Genomic DNA, 20,386 nt, shown 5'->3' on the forward strand with positions numbered 1-20,386 from the left:
ATCCTCTCCGCTTAGCCCCGGGAGGGCCGGGCTTCGTACGTCGAAGGCAGGTGCATGGATGGGCGACGGTCACGGCCCGGCCAGGCCGCTGCGGGCAGACGCCCGGCGCAACCGCGAGCGGGTCCTGCAGATCGCGCAGGAGGCCCTGGCCAGCGACGGCCTGACCATCTCCTTCGACGAGATCGCCCGGCGGGCCGGCTTCGGAGTCGGCACCGTCTACCGGCACTTCCCGACCAAGGAGGCGCTGTTCGAGGCCGTGCTGCTGGGCCGGATCGAGCGGTTCGTGGCCGACGCCCGCGCGCTGGCCACGGCGGAGGACGCGGGCCGGGCGTTCTTCGGCTGGTTCGCGCGGGTGGTCGAGCAGGCGTCGGCCAACCAGGCGCTGTGCGACATGCTGGAGAGCGGCGCGGGTCTGCCGTTCCGGCCGGGCTCCACGCTGGAGGATGACTTCGCGGGCGCGCTCGGCCGGTTGCTAGTCAGGGCTCAGCGGGTCGGCGCGGTACGGCCGGAGCTGGCCGCGGCGGACGTACGCGACCTGCTGCGGGGCTGCCTGATGGCCGAGCGGCGGGCACGTGCCAGAGGCGGCGCGGTGCGGATGGCCGAAGTGGTCTGCGACGGGATGCGCGCCACCGCCCGCCGGGCCGAGCCCGTCAGGCGAGACGGGCGTCAAGCCCGGTGATCCGCAGCAGCCGCGCCATGCCCGGCGGGACGCCGGCGATCCGTAGCGGCGTGCGCTGGCGCAGGGCCTGGTTCTGGACGCCGACGAGGATGCCCAGCCCGGCCGCGTCGATGAAGGACAGGCCGCTCACGTCGACGACGACCGTGACCTGCCCACGGCGCGCGCGACCGGCCTCCTGCAGCAGCTCCAGCAGGTGACCCCGGAGCAACTCGGTGGTGGCGATGTCGAGCTCGCCCGAGACGGACACGGTCAGGGCCCCGTGGTGGCGGCGGGTGGTCAGATGGAGAGGGTCCATGTCCGGCTCCGCGCTGGGTCAGGGGCCGGGATCTTCCGGTCGGGTCGCGGGGGCCCGCCCACGGCCGAAGGCGCCGAATGCCAACCTAGTCCGTGCGTGTCTCACTGAGAGCGACTGTCTGCTTCCGGAATGGAGTGTACAGGTCCGGCCCCGCGGGTCCACTGTGGCGGGTGAACAGGAGAAATCCTCAGGAAAACAATTCCGATTACCAGAGGATAATCGTCACCCCGTGGAGCGCGGCTTCAGCCCGAGGTGGACGAGATCCCAGACGGCGGCGAACTCCTCCTCGATGCCGGGCGTGACCCACTCGGCGGCGTGCACGGGGTCGTGGAAGCGGGTCGTGGCGTGCAGCACGGCGCGGGCGGCGGTGGCGGGGTCGGCCGCGGTGAGCTCGCCGCGCTCGATGCCGGCGGTGATGATCCGCTCGATCTGGCCGGTCAGGTCGGCGACGTGCCGGTCGACGACCTCGCTGTCCTCGCGGGCCAGCACCGTGTACGTGGCGAACAGTTCGGGGTCGTCGAGGGCCTTCTCGCGCTTGGACGCGAACAGCGCGGCCAGCCACTCGCGCAGGCGCTCGCCGGCGGGCGAGTCCTTCGCCATGACGGAGTCCAGCGCGGCGCGCGACTCCTCCAGCCAGCGCTGGGTGACCGCCTCGCGCAGCGCGGCCTTGCTGGGGAAATGGCGGTAGACGCTGCCGTGGCTGACTCCGAGCGCGCGCGCGACGTCGACGACCGTGGCCTTGGCCGGACCGTAGCGGCGCAGGACGTCTTGAGCCGCCGCGAGGATCTGCTCGGCCGTCAGGATGCCATCTGTCACATTCCCAATTCTGTCAGCCGGGCGGGCGTGCGCGGACAGCGAACGCGCTTTCGCGAAATAGGGGCATTTTTGGTGAAAGATCACACTACGCTACCGCTGTCAGAGACGAGGGGAAGCAGCGCATCGTGTGGATCGCAGTCGCAGTGCTGGCCGCCGCCGCCGTCGGCGTGGTGGCCTGGTGGCTCCGTCGCGACCCGGCCGACGACGGGTTCGAGGTCGAGGGGGACCTGGGGTTGGGCGCGGAGGCGCGGCCGGCGTTCGCGGAGGGCCTGCGGGCCTGCCATGACCGTGGGGACGGTCCCCGGATCGAGCGGGGAGTGCTCACGATGTACGACCCGCCGTGCCTGGTCTCCCTGTACCTGCTCGCGGACGGCTTCGCGACCCGGGGGGACGCCGCGCTGCACGATCCGGAGGGCACGGTGGCGACCCTGATGAACCGGCTCGCCACGGCCGAGCGGCCAGGGATCCTGCACCTGCGCAGGGACTGGCTGACCGGCGAGGTGGACGGCATGGACCGGGGCGGGTTCGCCGGCGCCGTGCGCGAGAGCGTGTGCCCCGGCGGTGACTGGGCCGGCGACGAGGTTCTCGGGTCGTCGTACGTCACCGTCTCGGGGGAGCAGCCGAACACGATGATGCTCGACCTGGCCAGGGTGCTCGACCGTTACCTGGAGGCCCGCGAGAAGCAGCCGGACGCGCCGGCGCGGGCGCTGCTGCGCGAGGTCGTCACCCGCATGGCCACGGCCGACGGTCCCGGGCTCACCTGGGTACGGCCCCCGACACCGGAGGAACGTGAGGGCGCGCTCGCGGCCGGGCCGTCGTGAGCACGTCCGTATCGTCCGGGATTCGTCACTCGCTGTTTTCGGCGCGGCCCTGGCGCCAGTAGCCCATGAACGCCACCGAACGCCGGTCCATCCCGCGCTCGGCGACCAGGTGCCGGCGCAGCGTCTTGATCACGCCCGCCTCCCCGGCCAGCCACGCGTACAGCGGCTCCTGCGCCGCCGTCTCCTGCGGCACCTCCCACAGTTCGTCCGCGTCGACGTCCACGTCGTCGAACGACTCCGGCACAGGCAGCGGCGGCAGCAGCCGGTCGGCGGCGGCCCGCACGGCCGGGACGAGCCGGGCGCCGCGCTCCCCGCCGTTCCTGGCCAGCCAGCTCACCGTGATCGGGGAGGACGTCTTGACGTCGAGGAAGTCGTGCTCGCCCGGCACCTCCATGAGGGCCTCGCCGCCCATGCCGGCGGGCAACTGCTCGAGGATGGCGCAGATGGCGGGCACGGCGGTCTCGTCCCCGGCGATCAGCACCGAGCCGGTGCCCGCCGGCGGGCGGAACTCCAGGCCGCCGTGCCGCCCGTCGTGGCCGGAGTCGGGGCCGAAGAGCGCGGCGATGTCTCCGGGCCGCACCTGCTCGGCCCACCGGGCGACGGGTCCGCCGTCCGGGTGCATGACCACGTCGACGTCGACCTCGCGGGCCTCGGGGCGGACGAGCCTGACGGTGTACGTACGCATCGGGTTGCGCCGGCCGGAGTCGAGCTCCCGCCACCTCAGGTACCAGTCCGGACCGCTGGGCAGGTGCGCCATGCCGTGCTCCGGGAGCGGGAGGATGAGCTTGAGCCGCTGGTCGAAGCCGTTGTCGGCGAAACAGTGCAGATCCTCTCCGGTGAAGGTGACCCGCAGGAATGACGGGCTCAGCCTTTCGAGCCGGTCCACCCGTACGTCGAACATGCGAAAAGGCTCGACCATCCCGACCTCTCCTCCTTAATTAGGTGAGCCTAACCTAATCGATCCCTGGAGTGATGACCAGCGGGGCGATGTCACGCGATGTCACCCTCGGTGGCGGTTCTCCGGATAGGCGCAGGCCGGAAGGGGTTCGCACGGCCCCTAACTGCGGTTGTGATGAAAGTTTCACGGTTGATTGACAGTGGGAAAGCGCTTACCTATGTTGTGGCTTGTTCGCTCACACGTATGGCAGCCATGTATGTGAACGAGTGCTCGCTGGGGGGACACCATGTCGCAGGCCGATGGCCTGCCGGTCCAGCAAGGAGCTTGAATCGTGCGACAGAGAATCAACGGCAGAACGGCTGCGATGATCGCGGGCGTCATCACCCTGACAGGAACCGCGGTCGCAGGCGTCGCGGTGGCCTCATCGGCGGCGGCCGCCCCGGCGCCGGGCGCGTACAGCGTGGTGAACAACGCCAGCGGCCTGTGCCTCACCGTACCGGGATCGAGCTCGTCCGACGGCGTGCAGCTCACGCAGACCGGCTGCGGCGGCGCCGCGCAGACCTGGAACCTGACCGCCGGCGGCAGCGGCTACACCCTCAAGGCCGCCCACAGCGGCAGGTGCGCGGGCGTGAAGGACGCCAGCACCTCCGCAGGCAAGGCCGTGCAGCAGGAGGGTTGCAGCGGCGCGGCGTCGCAGCTGTGGACGCTGCCCGAGTCCGGTTCCACCGTCAGGGTCGTCAACGCCAACGGCGGCAAGTGCCTCAACACCAAGGACAACTCGACCTCCTCCGGCGCCCTGGTGCAGCAGAACTCCTGCGACTCCGTCGCGACCAAGCAGTGGCGGCTCGTCCCCGCGGGCGGCGGCGACCCGAGTGACCCGCCGCCCACGGACCCGCCGCCGACCGACCCGCCCGGCAACGCGACCGGGCTGGTCGGCTGGGCCACGCAGGGCGGCGGCACCACCGGCGGCGGCAACGCCTCGCCGGTCACCGTCTCCACCGCCTCGGCCCTGACCAGCGTGCTGTCGTCCAGCGGCGCCTCGGTGATCCGGGTGTCGGGCACGATCTCCTGCTCCGGGATGCTCCGCGTGGGCTCCAACAAGACCGTGCTGGGCAACTCGGGCGCGACCATCTCCGGCTGCGGGTTCAACATCTCCGAGGCCTCGAACGTGATCGTCCGCAACCTCACCTTCCGCGGCTGGAACGACGACGGCATCAACGTGCAGTACTCGACCCGGGTGTGGATCGACCACAACACCTTCAGCGACGGCTATGACGGCGCCGTGGACGTCAAGCGGGCCAGCGACTACGTCACCATCTCGTGGAACAGGGTCTTCGACCACGACAAGAACATGCTGCTCGGCCACGACGACGGCAACGGCAGCGAGGACCGCGGGCACCTGCGGGTGACGTACCACCACAACTGGTTCGACGGCACCAACCAGCGCAACCCGCGCGTCCGCTTCGGCAACCCGGTGCACGTCTACAACAACTTCTACGGCAACGTCGGCAGCTATGGCGTGGCCTCCACCGAGGGCGCGGGCGTGCTGGTCGAGGGCAACTACTTCGAGAACACCGACGACCCGTTCCACCTGGGCGAGGGTGACTCGGGTCCGGGCAGCCTGGTCGCCCGCAACAACCACTTCGTCAACTCCGGCAGCGGCGAGACCGGCGGCAGCGTCGGCTCCATCCCCTACTCCTACTCGCTCGACACCGCCTCCAACGTCAAGTCCATCGTGACGGCGGGCGCGGGCGCCGGGCGGATCTCCGCCTGACCCCCCGGGTAACGGTCCCTTCGGCGCGCGCCGGAGGGACCGTTACCTTTGTCGGTGAAGACCTGACCCTGCCTTGAGCGAGGAGCCGCGTTGTCCCCCGTCGTACTCTCCGCCGCCGGTGCCGCCCTGGTGCTCGACGCGTCCGGTCCCGGCCTGCCCCGGGTGCGCCACTTCGGCGCCGGTCTGGGCTCTGCCGCCGGGCCCGACCTGGTGCCCGCGCTCGGCTCCCCGGCCGCCGCGCCGCCGCTCCTGCCCGCGCAGGGAGACGCCTGGTACGGCCGGCCCGGCCTGTCCGGTGGCAGGACCGGCGAGCACTGGCCGGTGCGGTGGACTCTTGACCGGCTCGACGTGACGGCCACGCCCGGCGCGGGCGGTACGGTGACCGTCGCCGCCTCCGACGACATGGCGGGGCTGGAGCTGGTGACCGAACTGGCGATGGACGCGGGCGGGCTGGTCACGATGCGGCACACGGTGCGCAACACCGCCGCGTCCCCGTACCGGGTGGAGGGGTTGACCTGCGCGTTGCCGCTGCCCGCGCGGGCCGGTGAGCTGCTCGACTTCACCGGGCGGTGGGCGCTGGAGAAGGTGCCGCAGCGCCGGGCGTTCGGGCAGGGGGTGTGGTCCAGGGAGAACCGGCGCGGGCGCACCGGGCACGACGGCACGGGGCTGCTGGTGGCCGGGACCGAGGGGTTCGGGTTCCGGAGTGGCGAGGTGTGGGCGGTGCACGCGGGGTGGAGCGGCGACCACGTCCACTACGCCGAGCGCCTGGCCGAGGGTCCCGGCCTGCTGGCCGCGGGCGAGCTGCTGGAGCCCGGCGAGATCGTGCTGGCGCAAGGGGAGACCTACGCGACGCCTCGGGTGTATTTCACCTGGTCGGGCGGCGGGCTGGACGACGCCGGCGCCCGGCTGCACGACCACCTGCGGGCGGCCGGCCCGCTGCCGGTCCGGCCGGTCACGCTGAACAACTGGGAGGCCACCTACTTCGACCACGGCCTCGACCGGCTGCTGGAGCTGGCCGACCGGGCCGCGGCGGCCGGGATCGAGCGATTCGTGCTCGACGACGGCTGGTTCCTGCACCGCCGCCACGACCGGGCCGGGCTCGGCGACTGGTACGTCGACGAGAGCGTGTGGCCCGGCGGCCTGCACCCGCTCGCCGGCCGGGTGCGCAAGCTGGGCATGCAGTTCGGGCTGTGGTTCGAGCCCGAGATGGTCAACCCCGACTCCGACCTGGCCCGTGAGCACCCGGACTGGATCCTCGGCCGGGCCGCGCGTACGCCGCCGCCGCAGCGCAACCAGCAGGTGCTCGACCTGGCCAGGCCCGAGGCGTACGCCTACCTGCTCGAACGGCTGGACGCGCTGGTGAGCGAGTACGCACTCGACTACATCAAGTGGGACCACAACCGCGACATCGCCGAGCCGGTGCACGACGGCGTGCCGGGCGTGCACGCGCAGACGCTGGCGACGTACCGGCTGCTGGACGAGTTGCGCCGCCGCCATCCCGGGCTGGAGATCGAGTCGTGCTCGTCGGGCGGCGCCAGGATCGATTTCGGCGTGCTGGCCCGTACCGACCGGGTCTGGACGTCCGACACCAACGACGCGCTCGACCGGCAGGCCATCCAGCGCTGGACCGGGCTGCTGGTGCCGCCGGAGCGGCTCGGCTGCCACGTCGGCGCGCCGCGCGACCACGTCACAGGCCGGTCGCTGCCGCTCGCGTTCCGCGCGGCGACCGCGCTGTTCGGGCACATGGGCGTGGAGTGGGACCTGACCTCGGCGAGCGAGGCCGAGCGGGAGGAGCTGGCCACCTGGATCGCGCTGCACAAGCGGTTGCGGCCGGTGCTGCACGCGGGCCGGGTGGTGCGGGCCGACCGTCCGGACCCGTCGGCGCTGCTGCACGGCGTGGTCCTGCCCGAGCAGGCGGTGTTCGGGTTCGCCCAGCTGACCTCCAGGGTCACCGTCGAGGCCGAGCCGCTGCGGCTGCCCGGCCTCGACCCCGCCGCGCTCTACGAGGTGCGGGTCGCGGGGCCGGTGCCGGACGGCGCGGCGCTGCCGGGGTGGGCCGCCGCGCCGGTGCGGGTGCCGGGGTCGGTGCTGGGCGAGCTGGGGTTGCCGGCGCCGAAGCTCAAGCCCGCGTCGGTGCTGCTCATCGAGGTGACGAACCTGTCCCTCTAGAGTCCAGGTCGTGCTGCGGAAGGTTGCGGCGCAGGAAGTCCAGTTCGAGCAGGAGCAGGTTCTCGGCGACCTCCTCTTGGGCGGTCATATGTGAGACGCCCGGCAGCGGCAGGACGGTGTGCGGGCGGCCCGCGGCCAGCAGCGCGGCGGACAACCTCAGCGTGTGGGCGGCGAAGACGTTGTCGTCGGCCAGGCCGTGCACGAGCATGAGCGGGCGGCGCAGGGCGGGGGCGTCGGCGATGATGGAGCTGCGGTCATAGGCCTCGGGGTGCTCGCCGGGGTGACCCAGGAAGCGTTCCTGCCAGTGGGTGTCGTAGAGGCGGGCGTCGGTGACCGGCGCGCCCGCGACGGCGGCGTGGAAGACATCGGGGTGGCGCAGCACGGCGGCGGCGGCCAGATACCCGCCGTAGGACCAGCCGCGGATCGCCACCCGGCCCAGGTCCAGGTCGGGGAAGCGGCCGGCGGCCGCGTGCAGCGCATCGGCCTGGTCCTCCAGCGCCGCGCTCAGCTTGTCGAGGTGGACGGCCCGCTCCCAGGCCGGTCCCCGGCCCGGCGTGCCGCGCCCGTCCACGACCAGCACGGCGAACCCCTGGTCGGCGAACCACTGTGAGACCGCGAAATCGTCCAGCCCCCGCAGGACCAGGGCGCCCCCCGGCCCGGCATACGGGGAGAGCAGCACCGGCAGGCGCCGCGAGCCCGGCACGTGCCCGGCCGGGAACATGATCGCGCCGCGCAGCTCCCGCTTGCCCAGCGACACGAGTTCGACCTTCGGGCGCAGGACCGGGACCGCGCCGTTCGAGGTGATCCGCGTGGCCGCCCGCCCGCCGGTCACCGTGACACGGACCCCGTGCTCCTCCAAGGTGCGGGTGAGCACCAGGGTGACGCCGCCGCCGCGCGTCCCGGTGTGCAGCCCCGGCTCGGAGGTGATCCTGACCAGCCCGTCTGCCCTGGAGTAGGTGTAGAGGTGGCGTTCCGTCGGTTCGTCGCAGCACTGCGCGAGCACGGTGTCGCCGTCCACCGCCAGGATCCGCAGCACCTGCAGGCCCGGAGGCGTGACCAGGTCGTCTCCCACCATCAGGCGGCGGGTGTCGTCGCGGTCCACCGTCCAGACCAGCTCCGCGCCGGCCGTGCGGGCGGGCGTGCCGGGCACGAGCTCGAGCCAGGCGTCGTCGGTGTCCTCGCGCAGCACGGTGGTGGCGCCGGTCTCGGGGTCGGCCTCCAGAACGCGGGTGGTGCGCTGGTCGCGGCTCTGCACCAGCACCAGCAGGCCCTGCCCGGTCCACGACACCGCCGCGACGTACTCGAACGCCGACCTGTCCCAGATCACCTCGGTACGCTCCCCGGCCGGCGTGGTCAGCCATAGCGTCACGTCGGCGTTGGCGGTGCCGGCCGCCGGATAGGCCATGGTTCTGGGCGGCCTGCCCGGATCGGCGGGATCGGACAGGTGCCACCTGCTCACCCCGGCGTTGTCCACGCGCGCCACCAGCAGGCGCGTGCCGTCGGGCGACCACCAGTGGCCCCTGTGCCTGGCCATCGACTCGGCCGCCACGTGCTCGGGCAGCCCCCACGTCACCTCGGGGCCGTCGGGCGTCAGCAGCGGCCTGCCGTCGACGTGCAACGCGCCGTCGGAGACGTGGGCGACGTGTCGCCCGGACGAGTCGAGCCGCGGGTCGGACCCGGTCGCACCGAGCGGGGTGATCGCGCCGGTCAGCAGGTCGACGGTGTGGAGTTCGCCGTCGAGTGCGTAGACGGCCTTGGTCACGGCGGCGTCGGTGGCGTAGGCGACGATGCCGCTCGCCCGCTCGCGGGTGCGTTCCCTTCGCGCGCGCTCCGCCTCCGGCAAGGTCGCGCCCGACGGGGTGCCGGGGTCCACGAGCAGACGTTCCTCTCCCGTGGCCACCGTCAGCGTCCACAGCCGGTTCACCGGGTCGTCACCGGCCGAGGACCTGAGGAAGACCACCCTGGCGCCGTCCGGCGAGATCGTGAAGTCCCTGGGGACGCCGAGTTTGAAGCGGGCCGTACGGGCGTGCTGACGGGGAAGCGTGAGGGGAGGCATGGAGGATCGTAGGCATGCCTGTCAAGCCCGCCGCAAGTCGTTAGGTAAGGGGGTGGGCGGTGCTCACCAGGGCCTTCAGCGCCGGACGGTCACGGGCCGGAGGGCCAATGCCGTCGCAACGTCGCCGTTCCTGATCGGAAACACGCCGCGGACACACTGGCGGCATGAGCGATGCACCTGAGGTGATGCACTCACGTTCCGGACCCGGCGGCCGTCACGCGCATTCCTGGCGGCGGGAGATCGCGGAGCTCGCCGCGCTGTTCCTCGCGGTGGGCTTGGCGCACCTGCTCGCGACGTTGCTCGGGCACCAGGAGCCGGGGCCGGTCGTGCTGGTCGGGCTGGGGATGGCGTTGATCGTCGGCGCGGCGGTCCACAAGCGGCTGGGCCGCCGCAAACCGTTGAGCAGCCGCCGTCCCGCCAGGCGGGCGGCGCTCCCGGTGGACGGGTGCGCGGAGGCGCCCATGGCGCTGTGGCGCATCCGCATGCGGGTGGTGGAGCGGCCGGGACGGCTGGCCACCGTGGCCGGCGCGTTCGGCCGGCTCGGCTGCAACATCCTGGCCCTGCACATCGCGCCGACCGGCGGCAGCGCCATCACGCCCGCCGGGTGCGACGCGCTGGACGAGTTCGTCATCGAGGCGCCGCGCGAGCTGGCGCGCGACGTGCTGGTGAAGGCGCTCACCGAGGCCGGCGGGCATGACGTCGTGATCGTTCCCGCACAGGTCAAGGACCTCACCGACCCGGGCGTGCAGGCGTTCCTCCTGGCCCAGCGGGTCGGCGCGGACCCCGGCAGGCTGCCGGAGGCGATGGCCGAGCTGCTGCGGGTCTCGCAGGTCGAGTGGCGGCGGCCCGGCGACACCGTGGAGGAGGGCGCCGAGCTCAACACCACCATGGTGATCTCCGTGAACCCCGACCGCGCCCTGCTGATCAGGCGGCCAGAGCTGCCGTTCACGCCGACCGAGGCGGCCAGGGCGGCGGCCCTGACCGCCGCCGCCCGGCACGCCCGCTACAGCTCGTCGTGACCCCGCCGCCGGCCCATCCGGTCGTACGGCCGCCCTGGCCGGAGCACCTGACCATCCGGTGGTACGGCTGCCCGGCCCTGGCCGGTGGGTCAGGTGCGCTCCTTGGTCCAGCTCTCCAGCCCGCTCGCGTCGATCGGCAGGGCATCGGACAGCACCTCCGCGCCGTCCGTGGTCACCAGGAGGTCGTCCTCGATCCGTACGCCGACCCCGCGCAGCTCAGGCGGCACCGTGCGGTCGTGGGCGTGGAAGTAGAGCCCGGGCTCGACCGTCAGCACCATCCCCGGCGCCATCTCCGCGCCGTGGTAGGCCGCCACGCTGGACCTGGCGCAGTCGTGCACGTCCAGCCCCAGGTGGTGGCCGACGCCGCAGATCAGGTAGCGGCGGTGGTGCTGGCCGCGTTCGGACAGGGCCTCGTCCACCGACACCGGCAGCAGCCCCCAGTCGTCCAGGCCGTGCGCGATGACCTCCATGGCCGCGTGGTGGAAGTCGGTGAACCTGCGGCCCGGCGCCACCTGCGCCATCGCCTTCCTGTGCGCCCGCTCCACCAGGTCGTGCACCTGCCGCTGCGCGGGTGAGAACGCGCCGGAGACGGGGAAGGTGCGGGTGACGTCGGCGGTGTAGTGGCTGCGCACCTCCACGCCCATGTCGAGCAGCAGCAGGTCGCCGTGGCGTACGGGGCCGTCGCAGCGCACCCAGTGCAGGGTGGGCGCGTGCGGGCCGCTGCCCACGATGGAGCCGTAGCCGGGGCCGTTGCCGTGGGTCCTGGCGTACCGGTCGAACGTGCCCTGCAGCCAGCGCTCGCCCCCGCCCGCGACCGCCGCGGGAATCTCGGCGAGCACCGCCGCGAAGCCCTCGACCGTACGGTCCACGGCCTCGCGCAGCCGGCCCACCTCCCACTCGTCCTTGATCATGCGCAGCTCGGCCAGCACCCGGCCGAGCTCCTCCGACGGCTGCTCCCAGCCGGGCCCGCCGAGCAGGGCGTCGCCGGGCGGCCCGGCGAACTCCGGCAGCGGCAGGACCGTGACGCCGAGCGCGGCCGACCACTCGGCGAGCGTGGGGGAGGGGCCCACCCACAACTCGCCGTGGACCGCGTCGCTGAAGAAGCCCACGTCGCCGGGGCGGGCCGGGGGCGGCAGATACAGGGTGGCGTCGCCGTCCACGACCGTCACCACGGCGTTCTCCGTGGCGCAGCCGGTCAGCCAGTAGAAGTCGCTGTCGACGCGGAAGTCGTAGTCGGTGTCGTTGCTGCGTACCGGCGCGCGGCCGGCCGCGACGACGACCGTCCGGCCGGGGAGGGCGGCGGCGAGCGCGGCCCGGTGCCCGGCGGCGGCCTCGGCGGCGCCCGGCACCACATCGGAGGTGCGGGCGGGGGAATCCCAGCCCTGGGCGATGTATTCGGTGAACGCGGGGATCTCCGACAGTTTGGGCAGTCTGCCGTCACTCACCGGTGATTCCTCCTCCTGTGTCGCGGACGAGCCCGGTGAGCCTGGCGAAGACACGTTCCTCGCCGATGCCGTCGTGCTCGTACTCGTTGGTTACCCACGCCTGCGTGTTGCCGACTCGGGCGGCGGTGTCCAGTTGCAGGCCGGAGTCTACGTACATGTCGTCGAAGTACACGGCGGCGGCCACCGGCACCTCGTTGGCCGCGAGGCGGTCCAGGTCGTACAGCGGCGGCCAGTCGGCCCGTTCGGCGAGCAGGTCCACGGCGGCGCGGAAGGGGCGCAGCGCGCGGATCTCCTCGAACATCCACGGATAGATCATCTCGCCGGTGAACAGCAGCGGCCTGGCGTCCTCGGCGAAGGCCGGGTGCCTGGCCTGCTCGCGCTGCGCCGCCCACGCGGTCGCGCCGGGGCCTGAGCCGTAGATGCTCTCCTGCAGCGCCGCGAACAGCGGGTTGTCGGCGTAGGAGGAGCGGGCCAGCACCTGGTGCAGGAACGTCTCCGGCAGGCCCTCGGCCTCGTCGAGGAGCCAGTGCATGCGCTCGTAACCCGGCTTCATGCCGAAGTCGATGCCGAGCGACTGCAGTCTGCGCACAGTGAGAATGTCCCCGTCGGGCAGGAGCACGTCACCTGCCGCCAGCCGGTCGGCGAGCCTGGCCGCCGTCTCGGCGTGGTGTGGGTAGCGGCGGTAGAACTCGGCGTTCTTGGCCGCCACTCGCGGATACGTGCGCCGGTAGACCTCCCCGGCGTCCGGCTCCAGCGCCGGCAGGCCGCCCGCCACGTAACAGGCGCTCAAGCCCTCGGGCGCCCGCGACAGGTACGTCAGCGTGAGGAACCCGCCGTAGCTCTGCCCGAGCGTCGACCAGCGCCCGCCGCCGAAGACCGTCCTGCGCAGGTGCTCGGCGTCGGCCACGATCGAGTCCGCGCGGAAGCGCGCCAGGTAGCCGGCGCCCTCCTCCGGCCCGAGCGCCGCCATCACCCGCCCGTCGATCCGCGAGCTGCGGCCCGTGCCCCGCTGGTCCAGCAGGATCACCCGGTACGCCGCCAGCGCCGCCCCCAGCCAGCCCGACGTGCCCACGGGACGCGGTCCCTTGCCGCCGGGCCCGCCCTGCAGGTAGAGCAGGCACGGCAGGTCCTCCCGGTCGCGGGCCGGATCCACCAGCTCACGGGCGAACACCGTGATCGTGACCGCCGGATCCGACCAGTCGAGCGGTACCCTCTCGACGTGGTCCCGCACCCGCATGCCGGGAATGGTGTAACTCGCGGTGATCAAGATCTCTCCCTTCTGCGGCGGTCCCACTCGGGGTTGATGCGGGGGATGGCCGCCAGCAGCGTGCGCGTGTACTCGTCCCTGGGCTCGCCGAACACCTGCGCGGTGGAGCCGACCTCGACGATCCGCCCCTCGCTCATGACCGCGACCCGCTGCGCGATCTGCCGTACGACGGCCAGGTCGTGCGCGATGAACACGTAGCTGAACCCGCTCTCGCGCTGCAACCGCCGCAGCAGCTCGATCACCTGAGCCTGCACGGACACGTCCAGCGCCGAGACGGCCTCGTCGCAGATCACCAGCTTGGGGTTGACGGCCAGCGCGCGGGCGATCCCGATGCGCTGCGCCTGCCCGCCGGAGAACTGCGCCGGGTAGCGCAGCGAGTGGTCCGGGTTCAGCCCGACCCGTTCCATCAGCTCCTTGGCGTGCGCGCGGCGGCTGCCGTGGGGCGCGATGCCCTGGTAGACCAGCGGCGCCATGAGGATGCGCTCGACGGTGTGCCGGGGGTTGAGCGAGGAGAACGGGTCCTGGAAGACGACCTGCACGTTGGCGCGGAAACGGGCCAGCGCCGCCCCCTTGGCGTGGGTGACGTCCTCGCCGTCGAACTCCAGCGTGCCCTCACTCGGGTCCATCAGCTTGGCCACCATGCGGGCGGTCGTCGACTTGCCGGAGCCCGACTCGCCGACCACGGCCAGGGTCTCGCCTAGCCGTACGTCGAAGCTCACCCGGTCAACCGCGGTGAACTCGGCCCGGGCGCCCATCGGGCCGCGGGAGACGAAGCGTTTGGTCAGGTCCTTGGCGCGCAGCAGGGTCACGTGGTCACCTCATCGTCGATGCGCGGGATGCTCTCCAGCAGCATCCGGGTGTAGTCGTGGCGTGGTTCGGCGAAGACCTGCTCGGCGGTGCCGTACTCGACCGGCTCGCCGGCGCGCATGACCAGCACGCGGGTGGCGATCGAGCTGATCACGGCCAGGTCGTGCGTGATGAAGATCATCCCGGTGCCGGTCTGCTGCCGCAGGTCGGCCAGCAGTCGCAGGATCTGCGCCTGCACGGTCACGTCCAGCGCCGTGGTCGGCTCGTCGGCGATGAGCAGCGCGGGCGAGCACACCAGCGCCATCGCGATCATGATGCGCTGCCGCTGACCGCCGGAGAACTGGTGCGGGTAGTGGTCCACCCGCCGCCCGGCGTCCGGCAGGCCGACCTGCTCCAGGGCCTTGATCGCGACCTCCCGCGCCGCCCTGCGCGAGCGGCCCCGGTGCGCGCGATAGACCTCGTCGATCTGCAGGCCGACCGTGTAGTACGGGTTCAGCGACGACAGCGGATCCTGGAAGACCATCGACATCTGGTCGCCGCGCAGCCGGCGCAGGTCCCGGTCGGCGGCCCCGAGCAGCTCGACCCCGTCCAGCCGGACGCTGCCGCCGGTCGTGGCGCCCCTGGGCAGCAGCCCCATGATCGCCAGGCTGGTCATCGACTTGCCGGAGCCCGACTCGCCGACGATCCCCACGGTCTCGTCCCGCCCGACGGTGAAGGAGACGCCCTTGACCACGTCCACCGGGCCGCGCGTGGTGGGGAAGGTGACGGTGAGGTCCTCAACGACCAGCAGCTCGCTCATCTCGCCGTGATCCTCACTCTCGGGTCCAGCATCCTGTAGACGAGGTCCACCACCAGGTTCCCGGCCACCACGAAGAACGCCGCCAGCAACGTCACCGCCATGATCACCGGCTGGTCGTTCTTGGCGATCGAGTCGGCGGCCATCTTGCCGACCCCGTTCAGCCCGAACACCTTCTCGGTGATCAGCGCGCCGCCCAGCAGCGCGGCGAAGTCCATGCCGAAGATCGTGGTGATCGGCGTGAGCGCCGGCCGCAACGCGTGCCTGCGCATCGTCAGCACCGGGCTCAGCCCCTTGGACCTGGCGGTGCGCATGAAGTTCTCGGCCAGCGTGTCGATCACGTTCGCCCTGGTGAGCCGGGCGTACAGGCAGGCGTAGCCGGTGGCCAGCACGATCCACGGCATGAGGTACGACTGGAACCACACCACCGGGTCGTCGGCGAACGCCACGGCCTGCGGGAACGGCAGCACCTGGAGCTGCACGACCAGCACGTACTGCAGGGCCAGCGCCAGCACGTAGTTGGGGATGCTGGAGCCGCCGAGCGCCAGCCCCATCGCGGTGCGGTCCCACCAGGTGCCCTCCCTGACCGCGCTGTGCAGCCCGGCGACGACGCCGAAGACCAGCCACAACACGGCCGCGCCGATCGCCACGGTGGCGCTGACCGGCAGCCGCTCCACCACCATGTCCCACACGGACTGGTTGGTCTGGAAGCTGTAGCCCAGGCACGGGGCCGCGCAGTGCACCAGGTTCGCGCCCTCGCCGTAGTCGCGGCCGGCGAAGATCCCGCCGAGGAAGCCGAAGAACTGCGTCAGGAACGGCTGGTCCAGGCCCAGTACGCCGCGGATCTGGTCTATGCGGTCGGGCGTGCACGTCTTGCCGCAGATCAGCAGCGCCGGGTCCGGCGACAGCGTGAAGAAGATGATGAACGTGAACAGGCAGACCAGGAAGAGGATCAGTACCACGCCGGCCAGGCGCCCGGCCAGGTAACGCGCCATCATGAGGCGTCCCCCGCGTCGATGGCGGCCCGCAGCCGGTCGCCGAGCACGGTCAGCGACAGCACGAGGCACAGCAGGAACGCGCCGGGGATCACGAAGTACATCGGGTCCACGGCGTACCAGGAGACCGAGCTGGCGATCATCTGGCCCCATGACGGTGTCGGCGGCGCCACGCCCACGCCCAGGAACGACAGGCCCGCCTCGGTGCCGACGTATCCGGGCACGGCCAGCGTGGTCATCACGATCAGGGAGCTGCGCAGGTTCGGCAGGATCTCCTTGAACACCAGCGTCCCCGTGGACGCGCCGGACGCCCGCGCGGCCTCCACGAACTCCCGGTTGACCAGGGTCATCGTTTGCCCGCGCACCACCCGCGCCAGGTACGGCCAGCCGAAACCGGTGATCACCACGACCAGCAGCACCGACTTGTTGCCCTGCGGCAGCGAGGACAGGATCGCGATCATGAAGATGAGAGCCGGGAAGGCCATCAGGAAGTCCATGACCCGGCAGATCACCTGGTCCACCCAGCCCTGGTAGAAGCCGGCCAGCATGCCCAGCACCACGCCCAGCAGGGTCGTCAGCGCCGTGGCGGCGGTCGCGATCAGCAGCGACACGCGGGCGCCGTACGCGATGCGGGCCAGGATGTCGCGGCCGTTCTGCGGCTCGACGCCCAGCAGGTGCTCGGCGCTGATCCCGCCCAGCGACCCGCGCGGCAGCCCGCCCAGGTCGGTGTCGATCGCGGCGCTGTCGAAGTCGTTCGGGCCGTGGCCGGTGATCGCGCTGATCAGCGGCGCGCAGATCGCCATCAGCACGATCAGCACGAGGAACGCGGCGCTGACGACGGCGCCCTTGTCGCGTAGCAGCACGCCCGCGATCCGGCGGCCCGAGGTGACGGGCACACCCGCCACCTCTGTATGAGCTGCGACGGTCATTTACTTCTTCGGCTTCGCCAGACCGACGGAGACCAGGTCGATGCCGCCGGAGAACGACGCCGACAGGTACGCGCCCGCGATGTTCGAGCCGGTGATCGTGACGTGCTTCTCGTAGGTGAGCGGCACGATCGGCGCCTGCTCCATGATCTGCTTGTCCAGCGCGCCATAGGCCGCGTTGGCCTGCTCGACCTCGGGCATGGCCGCGATCTCGTCGATGCGCGCGTTGATCGCCTTGTCGTTGATCTGCGCCAGGTTCTGGTTGCCCTTGTCGACGATCTGGCGCCCGTCGAACAGCGGCGGCAGGAACGTCGCCCCGGACGCCCAGTCCGGGCACCAGCCGGTGACGGCGGCGTCGTGCTGCTGCGCCGGAGTGCCGATCACCTCGTAGAACGTGGAGACGTCGACGTTGTTGATCTTGACGTTGATGTTCACCTGCTTGAGCGCCTCCTGGATCGCCACCGCGATCGCCTGCATCTTCGGGTCGTTACGTGCGTCGAGCGTCATGGAGAACCCGCCCGCCAGACCCGCCTCGGCCAGCAGCTTCTTGGCGGTCTCGACGTTGCGCGGGTACGGGTCGTACTCCACCCGCCCCGCGATCGTCGGCGGTTGGATCGCGGTGGCCTTGGCGGACAGTGTCGAGCCGCCCTGCGCCGCGACCACGGTGTCCTTGTCGACCGCGTAGTTGATCGCCTGGCGTACCCGGACATCGTCCAGGTTCTTCTTGGTCATGTTCAGGGACATGTACGTGGTGCAGCCGGTCAGCCCGCTCAGCGTGCGCGCCTTGAGCTGCGGCGCCTGCACCCGCGCCACGGTGGAGCTCTGGATGATGGCCATGATGGCGTCGGTGTCCGTGCCCTGCCCGGCCAGCATGCGCTCGTCGATGGTGGCCGGGTCCAGCCCGGACGTCCACTCGAAGACGTCCGGCTTGGCCGCCCGCACGGGGTCGGTCTCCGGCTTCCAGTACGGGTTGCGCACCAGCTTGAGCGAGGAGCCGCGCCGGTAACTCTCGACCTTGTACGGCCCGCTGGCGATCGGCTTGCTGTCGAACGCGGCCGCCGCGCCGGTGCCCTTCGGGAACGGGACGAAGTTCGGCAGTGTCAGCGCGCTCGGGAAGTCGGGGAACGATTTCTTCAGATGGAAGATGACCGTCTTGTCATCGGGTGTCTCGATCGTGTCGAGATCACCGGACAGGTAAGGGCCCTTGTAGTCCTTCGGCGCGTCGAGCAGCAGCTTGGCGTAGGGGGAGCCGATGCCGGCCTCCGGGTCGAACGACCGTGAGAATCCGAACTTCACCGCCTCGCTCGTGATCGGCGTGCCGTCCTCGAAGAAAACGTTGTCCTTGAGGGTGTAGGTCCAGGTCTTGTGGTCCGCGGACGGCTTGCCGGTGTCCGTGGCCAGGTCGGGCACGATCTTCGTGCTCTCCGCGCCGGGACCCGCCCCGACGGTCGTCAGGCCGCGGTAGATGAGCCGGTAGAAGTTGTTCACGCCGCCGTCCCAGCCGCGAGCCGGGTCCAGGTGGGAGAAGTCCGCGTTGGTCAGGAAGCGCAATGTGCCGCCGGTCGCGGGGGCCGCCGTCGAGGTGGCCGCCCCGCCGCCGGCGGCGGGCGCGGCGCCGCCGCCACCACACGCGGTGAGCGTCAGCGCGGCGGTCAGGGTGACGCTCGCGAGCGCCGCCGATCTCCTCATGTCGCCTTCTTTCCGTTGGTTCAGGAGGTTCTGACCCAGACCCGCATCGCGCCCGGGTCGCCGTTGCCCCAGAGGAAGTAGGGGACGAAGGTCGTGCCGGCCCTCGTCCGCGGCTGCTCGGGCGGCCCGGGGTACTCGGGGTAGAGCTCGGCGGAGACCGGGGGAGCCGCGGCCGCCTCGACACGCAGCACGACGGCGTCGTCCCGCCGCTCGACGCCGGCGGCCGCGATGTCCGGCACGCCGATCACCAGGTCGTCGACCGAGGCCAGCGGGCTGTCCCGCTGCTCGACGCAGTAGACGAGCGGGCCGCGGGCCAGGCTGACCGTCCCCCTGGTGGCGTCCAGGTAGGGGTGCGAGCCGTGCGCCCTGACGGGCATGGGGAAGTGGAGGCGCACCTCGTCGCCCGCCGCCCAGCGCCGTTCGAGCGTGAGCCAGTCGCCGTCCGGCTCGGCCGCACACGGCTCGCCGTTGACGGCCGCCGTCACGTTCGCGGCCCACCCCGGCACGCGCAGCACCAGCCCGTACGCCTCCTCCGGGGCCCGCTCGACCGTGACCCGCACGTCGCCGTCCCACGGGTAGGCGGTCTCCACCGCCAACGCCACCGCGGCCGTCTCGATCCGCGCCGCGGCGTAGTTGGCGATCAGCACGGCCCCGTCGCGCTCGGCCGCCACGTAGTCGGCGAGCTGGGCCATCCACCGCACGATGTTCGGCGGGCAGCACGCGCACCCGAACCAGGCGCGGCGCAACGGCTCGCCACCCGCCTCCGCGCCGCTGCGCTGCTCGTGGTCGGGCCGGCGCTGGAGCGGGTTGTCGTAGAAGAACGCCCGGCCGTCCCGCGACAGACCCACGGCGTAGGCGTTGTAGAGGACGCGCTCGAACGCGTCGAGGTACTTGGCGCCGCCGGTGGCCAGGAACATCCGCCAGGCCCACTGCATGACCGCGATGGCGGCGCAGGTCTCGCTGTACGCGCGCTCGGGCGGCAGCTCGTACCGGTCGCCGATCGCCTCGTCGGAGTGCCGGCTGCCCAGCCCGCCGGTGATGTACAGCTTCGAGGCGACCATGTCGTCCCACAGCCGCTCCAGCGCGTCGAACAGCGTCCGGTCACCGGTCTCCAGGAACACGTCGGCCGCGCCCGCCGCCAGGTACGCCATCCGCACCGCGTGCCCGGTCACCGACGGCAGCTCGCGGAAGGGCACGTGGTCCTGGAAGTAGTCGCCGGGGAAGATGCTGTGTTTCAGCCGGCCCGTGCCGCGCCGGTCGACGAACCGCCCCGCCTGGATCAGGTAACGGCGCTCGCCCGTCTCCCTGAACAGCTCGACCAGCGCCATCTCCACCTCGGGATGCCCGCAGAGGCCCTCCTCGCCGAACCTGCGCACCACCAGGTCGGCGAACCTGACCGCCACGCGCAGCAGCCGGTCGTCGCCCATCCGCCGGTTGGCCGCGACCGCGGCCTGGATGAGGTGGCCCAGGTTGTACAGCTCGTGCCCCCAGGCCGGGTCCTGCCAGGGCTTCCTGGCCGCCGCGGGGTCCTGGAAGAAGGAGTTGAGGTAGCCGTCCTCGGCCTGCACCCGCTCCAGCAGGCCGACGACCTCCTCGTAGAACTCGCGGGGCTGCTCGTCGCCGTCGCCCAGCTCGTACGCGAGACCTTCGAGGGTCTTGTACAGGTCGGTGTCCAGGAACGGGTACAGGCCCCGGTACGGCGCGGGGTCCGGCTCCAGGAGGCGGCTCAGGTTGGTGAGGTTGCCGGCCGCGCGCAGCCGTTCGATGGTGTGCGGGATCGTGGCGGTGCCGTTGCGGCGCTGCCAGTCGTGCAGCAGACCGCCGGTGATGCGGGCCCCGGACACCGGCCTGACGGCTCCCGCGGTGGTACGAACAGCGCCGAACCGTGCCTTGACCTGCTTGGACGTCATGGCCTTCCAAGTACTGTGTGGCAT

At 71.9% G+C, this 20,386-nt stretch carries 17 protein-coding genes; 5 read left to right on the top strand and 12 right to left on the bottom strand.

The genetic code is table 11. From position 1 onward, the window contains the following. Positions 1 to 58 precede the first annotated feature (58 nt). Positions 59 to 679, top strand: a complete 621-nt coding sequence (locus tag ITP53_RS21080) for a TetR/AcrR family transcriptional regulator (RefSeq protein ID WP_195897136.1) — start codon at positions 59 to 61, stop codon at positions 677 to 679. Here the strand turns inward: ITP53_RS21080 and ITP53_RS21085 are convergent. After that, complete coding sequence (locus tag ITP53_RS21085) at positions 651 to 974, bottom strand: STAS domain-containing protein (RefSeq protein WP_195897137.1); 324 nt, start codon at positions 972 to 974, stop codon at positions 651 to 653. The two genes, ITP53_RS21080 and ITP53_RS21085, sit on opposite strands and share 29 nt — an antisense overlap. 222 nt (positions 975 to 1,196) lie before the next feature. Then, complete coding sequence (locus ITP53_RS21090; protein WP_195897138.1) at positions 1,197 to 1,790, bottom strand: TetR family transcriptional regulator; 594 nt, start codon at positions 1,788 to 1,790, stop codon at positions 1,197 to 1,199. Positions 1,791 to 1,915: 125 nt separating this feature from the next. Between ITP53_RS21090 and ITP53_RS21095 the strand changes: the two genes are divergently transcribed. After that, positions 1,916 to 2,611 carry a hypothetical protein gene (locus ITP53_RS21095; RefSeq protein WP_195897139.1) on the top strand — a complete coding sequence of 232 codons (696 nt, stop codon included), beginning with the start codon at positions 1,916 to 1,918 and terminating at the stop codon, positions 2,609 to 2,611. Positions 2,612 to 2,636: 25 nt separating this feature from the next. On the opposite strand, the gene ITP53_RS21100 is transcribed toward ITP53_RS21095, so the two are convergent. Then, complete coding sequence (locus ITP53_RS21100) at positions 2,637 to 3,530, bottom strand: siderophore-interacting protein (protein ID WP_195897140.1); 894 nt, start codon at positions 3,528 to 3,530, stop codon at positions 2,637 to 2,639. 310 nt (positions 3,531 to 3,840) lie between these two features. Between ITP53_RS21100 and ITP53_RS21105 the strand changes: the two genes are divergently transcribed. Beyond that, positions 3,841 to 5,283 carry an RICIN domain-containing protein gene (locus ITP53_RS21105; protein ID WP_328815245.1) on the top strand — a complete coding sequence of 481 codons (1,443 nt, stop codon included), beginning with the start codon at positions 3,841 to 3,843 and terminating at the stop codon, positions 5,281 to 5,283. Between the two features lie 90 nt (positions 5,284 to 5,373). Next, positions 5,374 to 7,452: an alpha-galactosidase gene (locus ITP53_RS21110; protein ID WP_195897141.1), complete on the top strand. Its 2,079-nt coding sequence runs from the start codon at positions 5,374 to 5,376 to the stop codon at positions 7,450 to 7,452. Here ITP53_RS21110 and ITP53_RS21115 read toward each other — a convergent pair. Further along, positions 7,424 to 9,508, bottom strand: a complete 2,085-nt coding sequence (locus ITP53_RS21115; RefSeq protein ID WP_195897142.1) for a S9 family peptidase — start codon at positions 9,506 to 9,508, stop codon at positions 7,424 to 7,426. The two genes, ITP53_RS21110 and ITP53_RS21115, sit on opposite strands and share 29 nt — an antisense overlap. Before the next feature lie 164 nt (positions 9,509 to 9,672). Between ITP53_RS21115 and ITP53_RS21120 the strand changes: the two genes are divergently transcribed. After that, entirely contained in the window at positions 9,673 to 10,527 is an 855-nt protein-coding gene (locus tag ITP53_RS21120) for an ACT domain-containing protein (RefSeq protein ID WP_195897143.1), read from the top strand. 89 nt (positions 10,528 to 10,616) lie between these two features. On the opposite strand, the gene ITP53_RS21125 is transcribed toward ITP53_RS21120, so the two are convergent. From ITP53_RS21125 to ITP53_RS21160, 8 genes are read right to left on the bottom strand one after another with little or no spacing between them, the layout of a single operon-like run. Next, positions 10,617 to 11,972 carry an aminopeptidase P family protein gene (locus ITP53_RS21125; protein WP_195897144.1) on the bottom strand — a complete coding sequence of 452 codons (1,356 nt, stop codon included), beginning with the start codon at positions 11,970 to 11,972 and terminating at the stop codon, positions 10,617 to 10,619. Further along, on the bottom strand, positions 11,965 to 13,239 hold the full coding sequence (locus ITP53_RS21130; protein ID WP_236051036.1) for an alpha/beta fold hydrolase: 1,275 nt from the start codon (positions 13,237 to 13,239) through the stop codon (positions 11,965 to 11,967). The genes ITP53_RS21125 and ITP53_RS21130 overlap by 8 nt, the downstream gene beginning before the upstream one ends. After that, positions 13,236 to 14,048 (bottom strand): ATP-binding cassette domain-containing protein, encoded by an 813-nt coding sequence (locus ITP53_RS60375; protein ID WP_328815249.1) that lies wholly within the window; start codon positions 14,046 to 14,048, stop codon positions 13,236 to 13,238. Before ITP53_RS60375 ends, ITP53_RS21130 begins: the two co-directional genes overlap by 4 nt. Further along, positions 14,045 to 14,845, bottom strand: a complete 801-nt coding sequence (locus ITP53_RS57765; protein WP_195897145.1) for an ABC transporter ATP-binding protein — start codon at positions 14,843 to 14,845, stop codon at positions 14,045 to 14,047. The genes ITP53_RS60375 and ITP53_RS57765 overlap by 4 nt, the downstream gene beginning before the upstream one ends. After that, complete coding sequence (locus tag ITP53_RS21145; RefSeq protein ID WP_236051037.1) at positions 14,842 to 15,840, bottom strand: ABC transporter permease; 999 nt, start codon at positions 15,838 to 15,840, stop codon at positions 14,842 to 14,844. The genes ITP53_RS57765 and ITP53_RS21145 overlap by 4 nt, the downstream gene beginning before the upstream one ends. Continuing rightward, positions 15,837 to 16,733 (bottom strand): ABC transporter permease, encoded by an 897-nt coding sequence (locus tag ITP53_RS21150; RefSeq protein WP_207756221.1) that lies wholly within the window; start codon positions 16,731 to 16,733, stop codon positions 15,837 to 15,839. The genes ITP53_RS21145 and ITP53_RS21150 overlap by 4 nt, the downstream gene beginning before the upstream one ends. A 33-nt stretch (positions 16,734 to 16,766) precedes the next feature. After that, on the bottom strand, positions 16,767 to 18,452 hold the full coding sequence (locus ITP53_RS21155) for an ABC transporter substrate-binding protein (RefSeq protein ID WP_195897147.1): 1,686 nt from the start codon (positions 18,450 to 18,452) through the stop codon (positions 16,767 to 16,769). Positions 18,453 to 18,472: 20 nt separating this feature from the next. Continuing rightward, positions 18,473 to 20,386 (bottom strand): glycoside hydrolase family 127 protein, encoded by a 1,914-nt coding sequence (locus tag ITP53_RS21160; protein WP_207756222.1) that lies wholly within the window; start codon positions 20,384 to 20,386, stop codon positions 18,473 to 18,475.

Origin of the sequence: Nonomuraea cypriaca (assembly GCF_015645445.1) — a bacterium.
In the GTDB taxonomy this organism is placed as follows: Bacteria; Actinomycetota; Actinomycetes; order Streptosporangiales; family Streptosporangiaceae; genus Nonomuraea; species Nonomuraea cypriaca.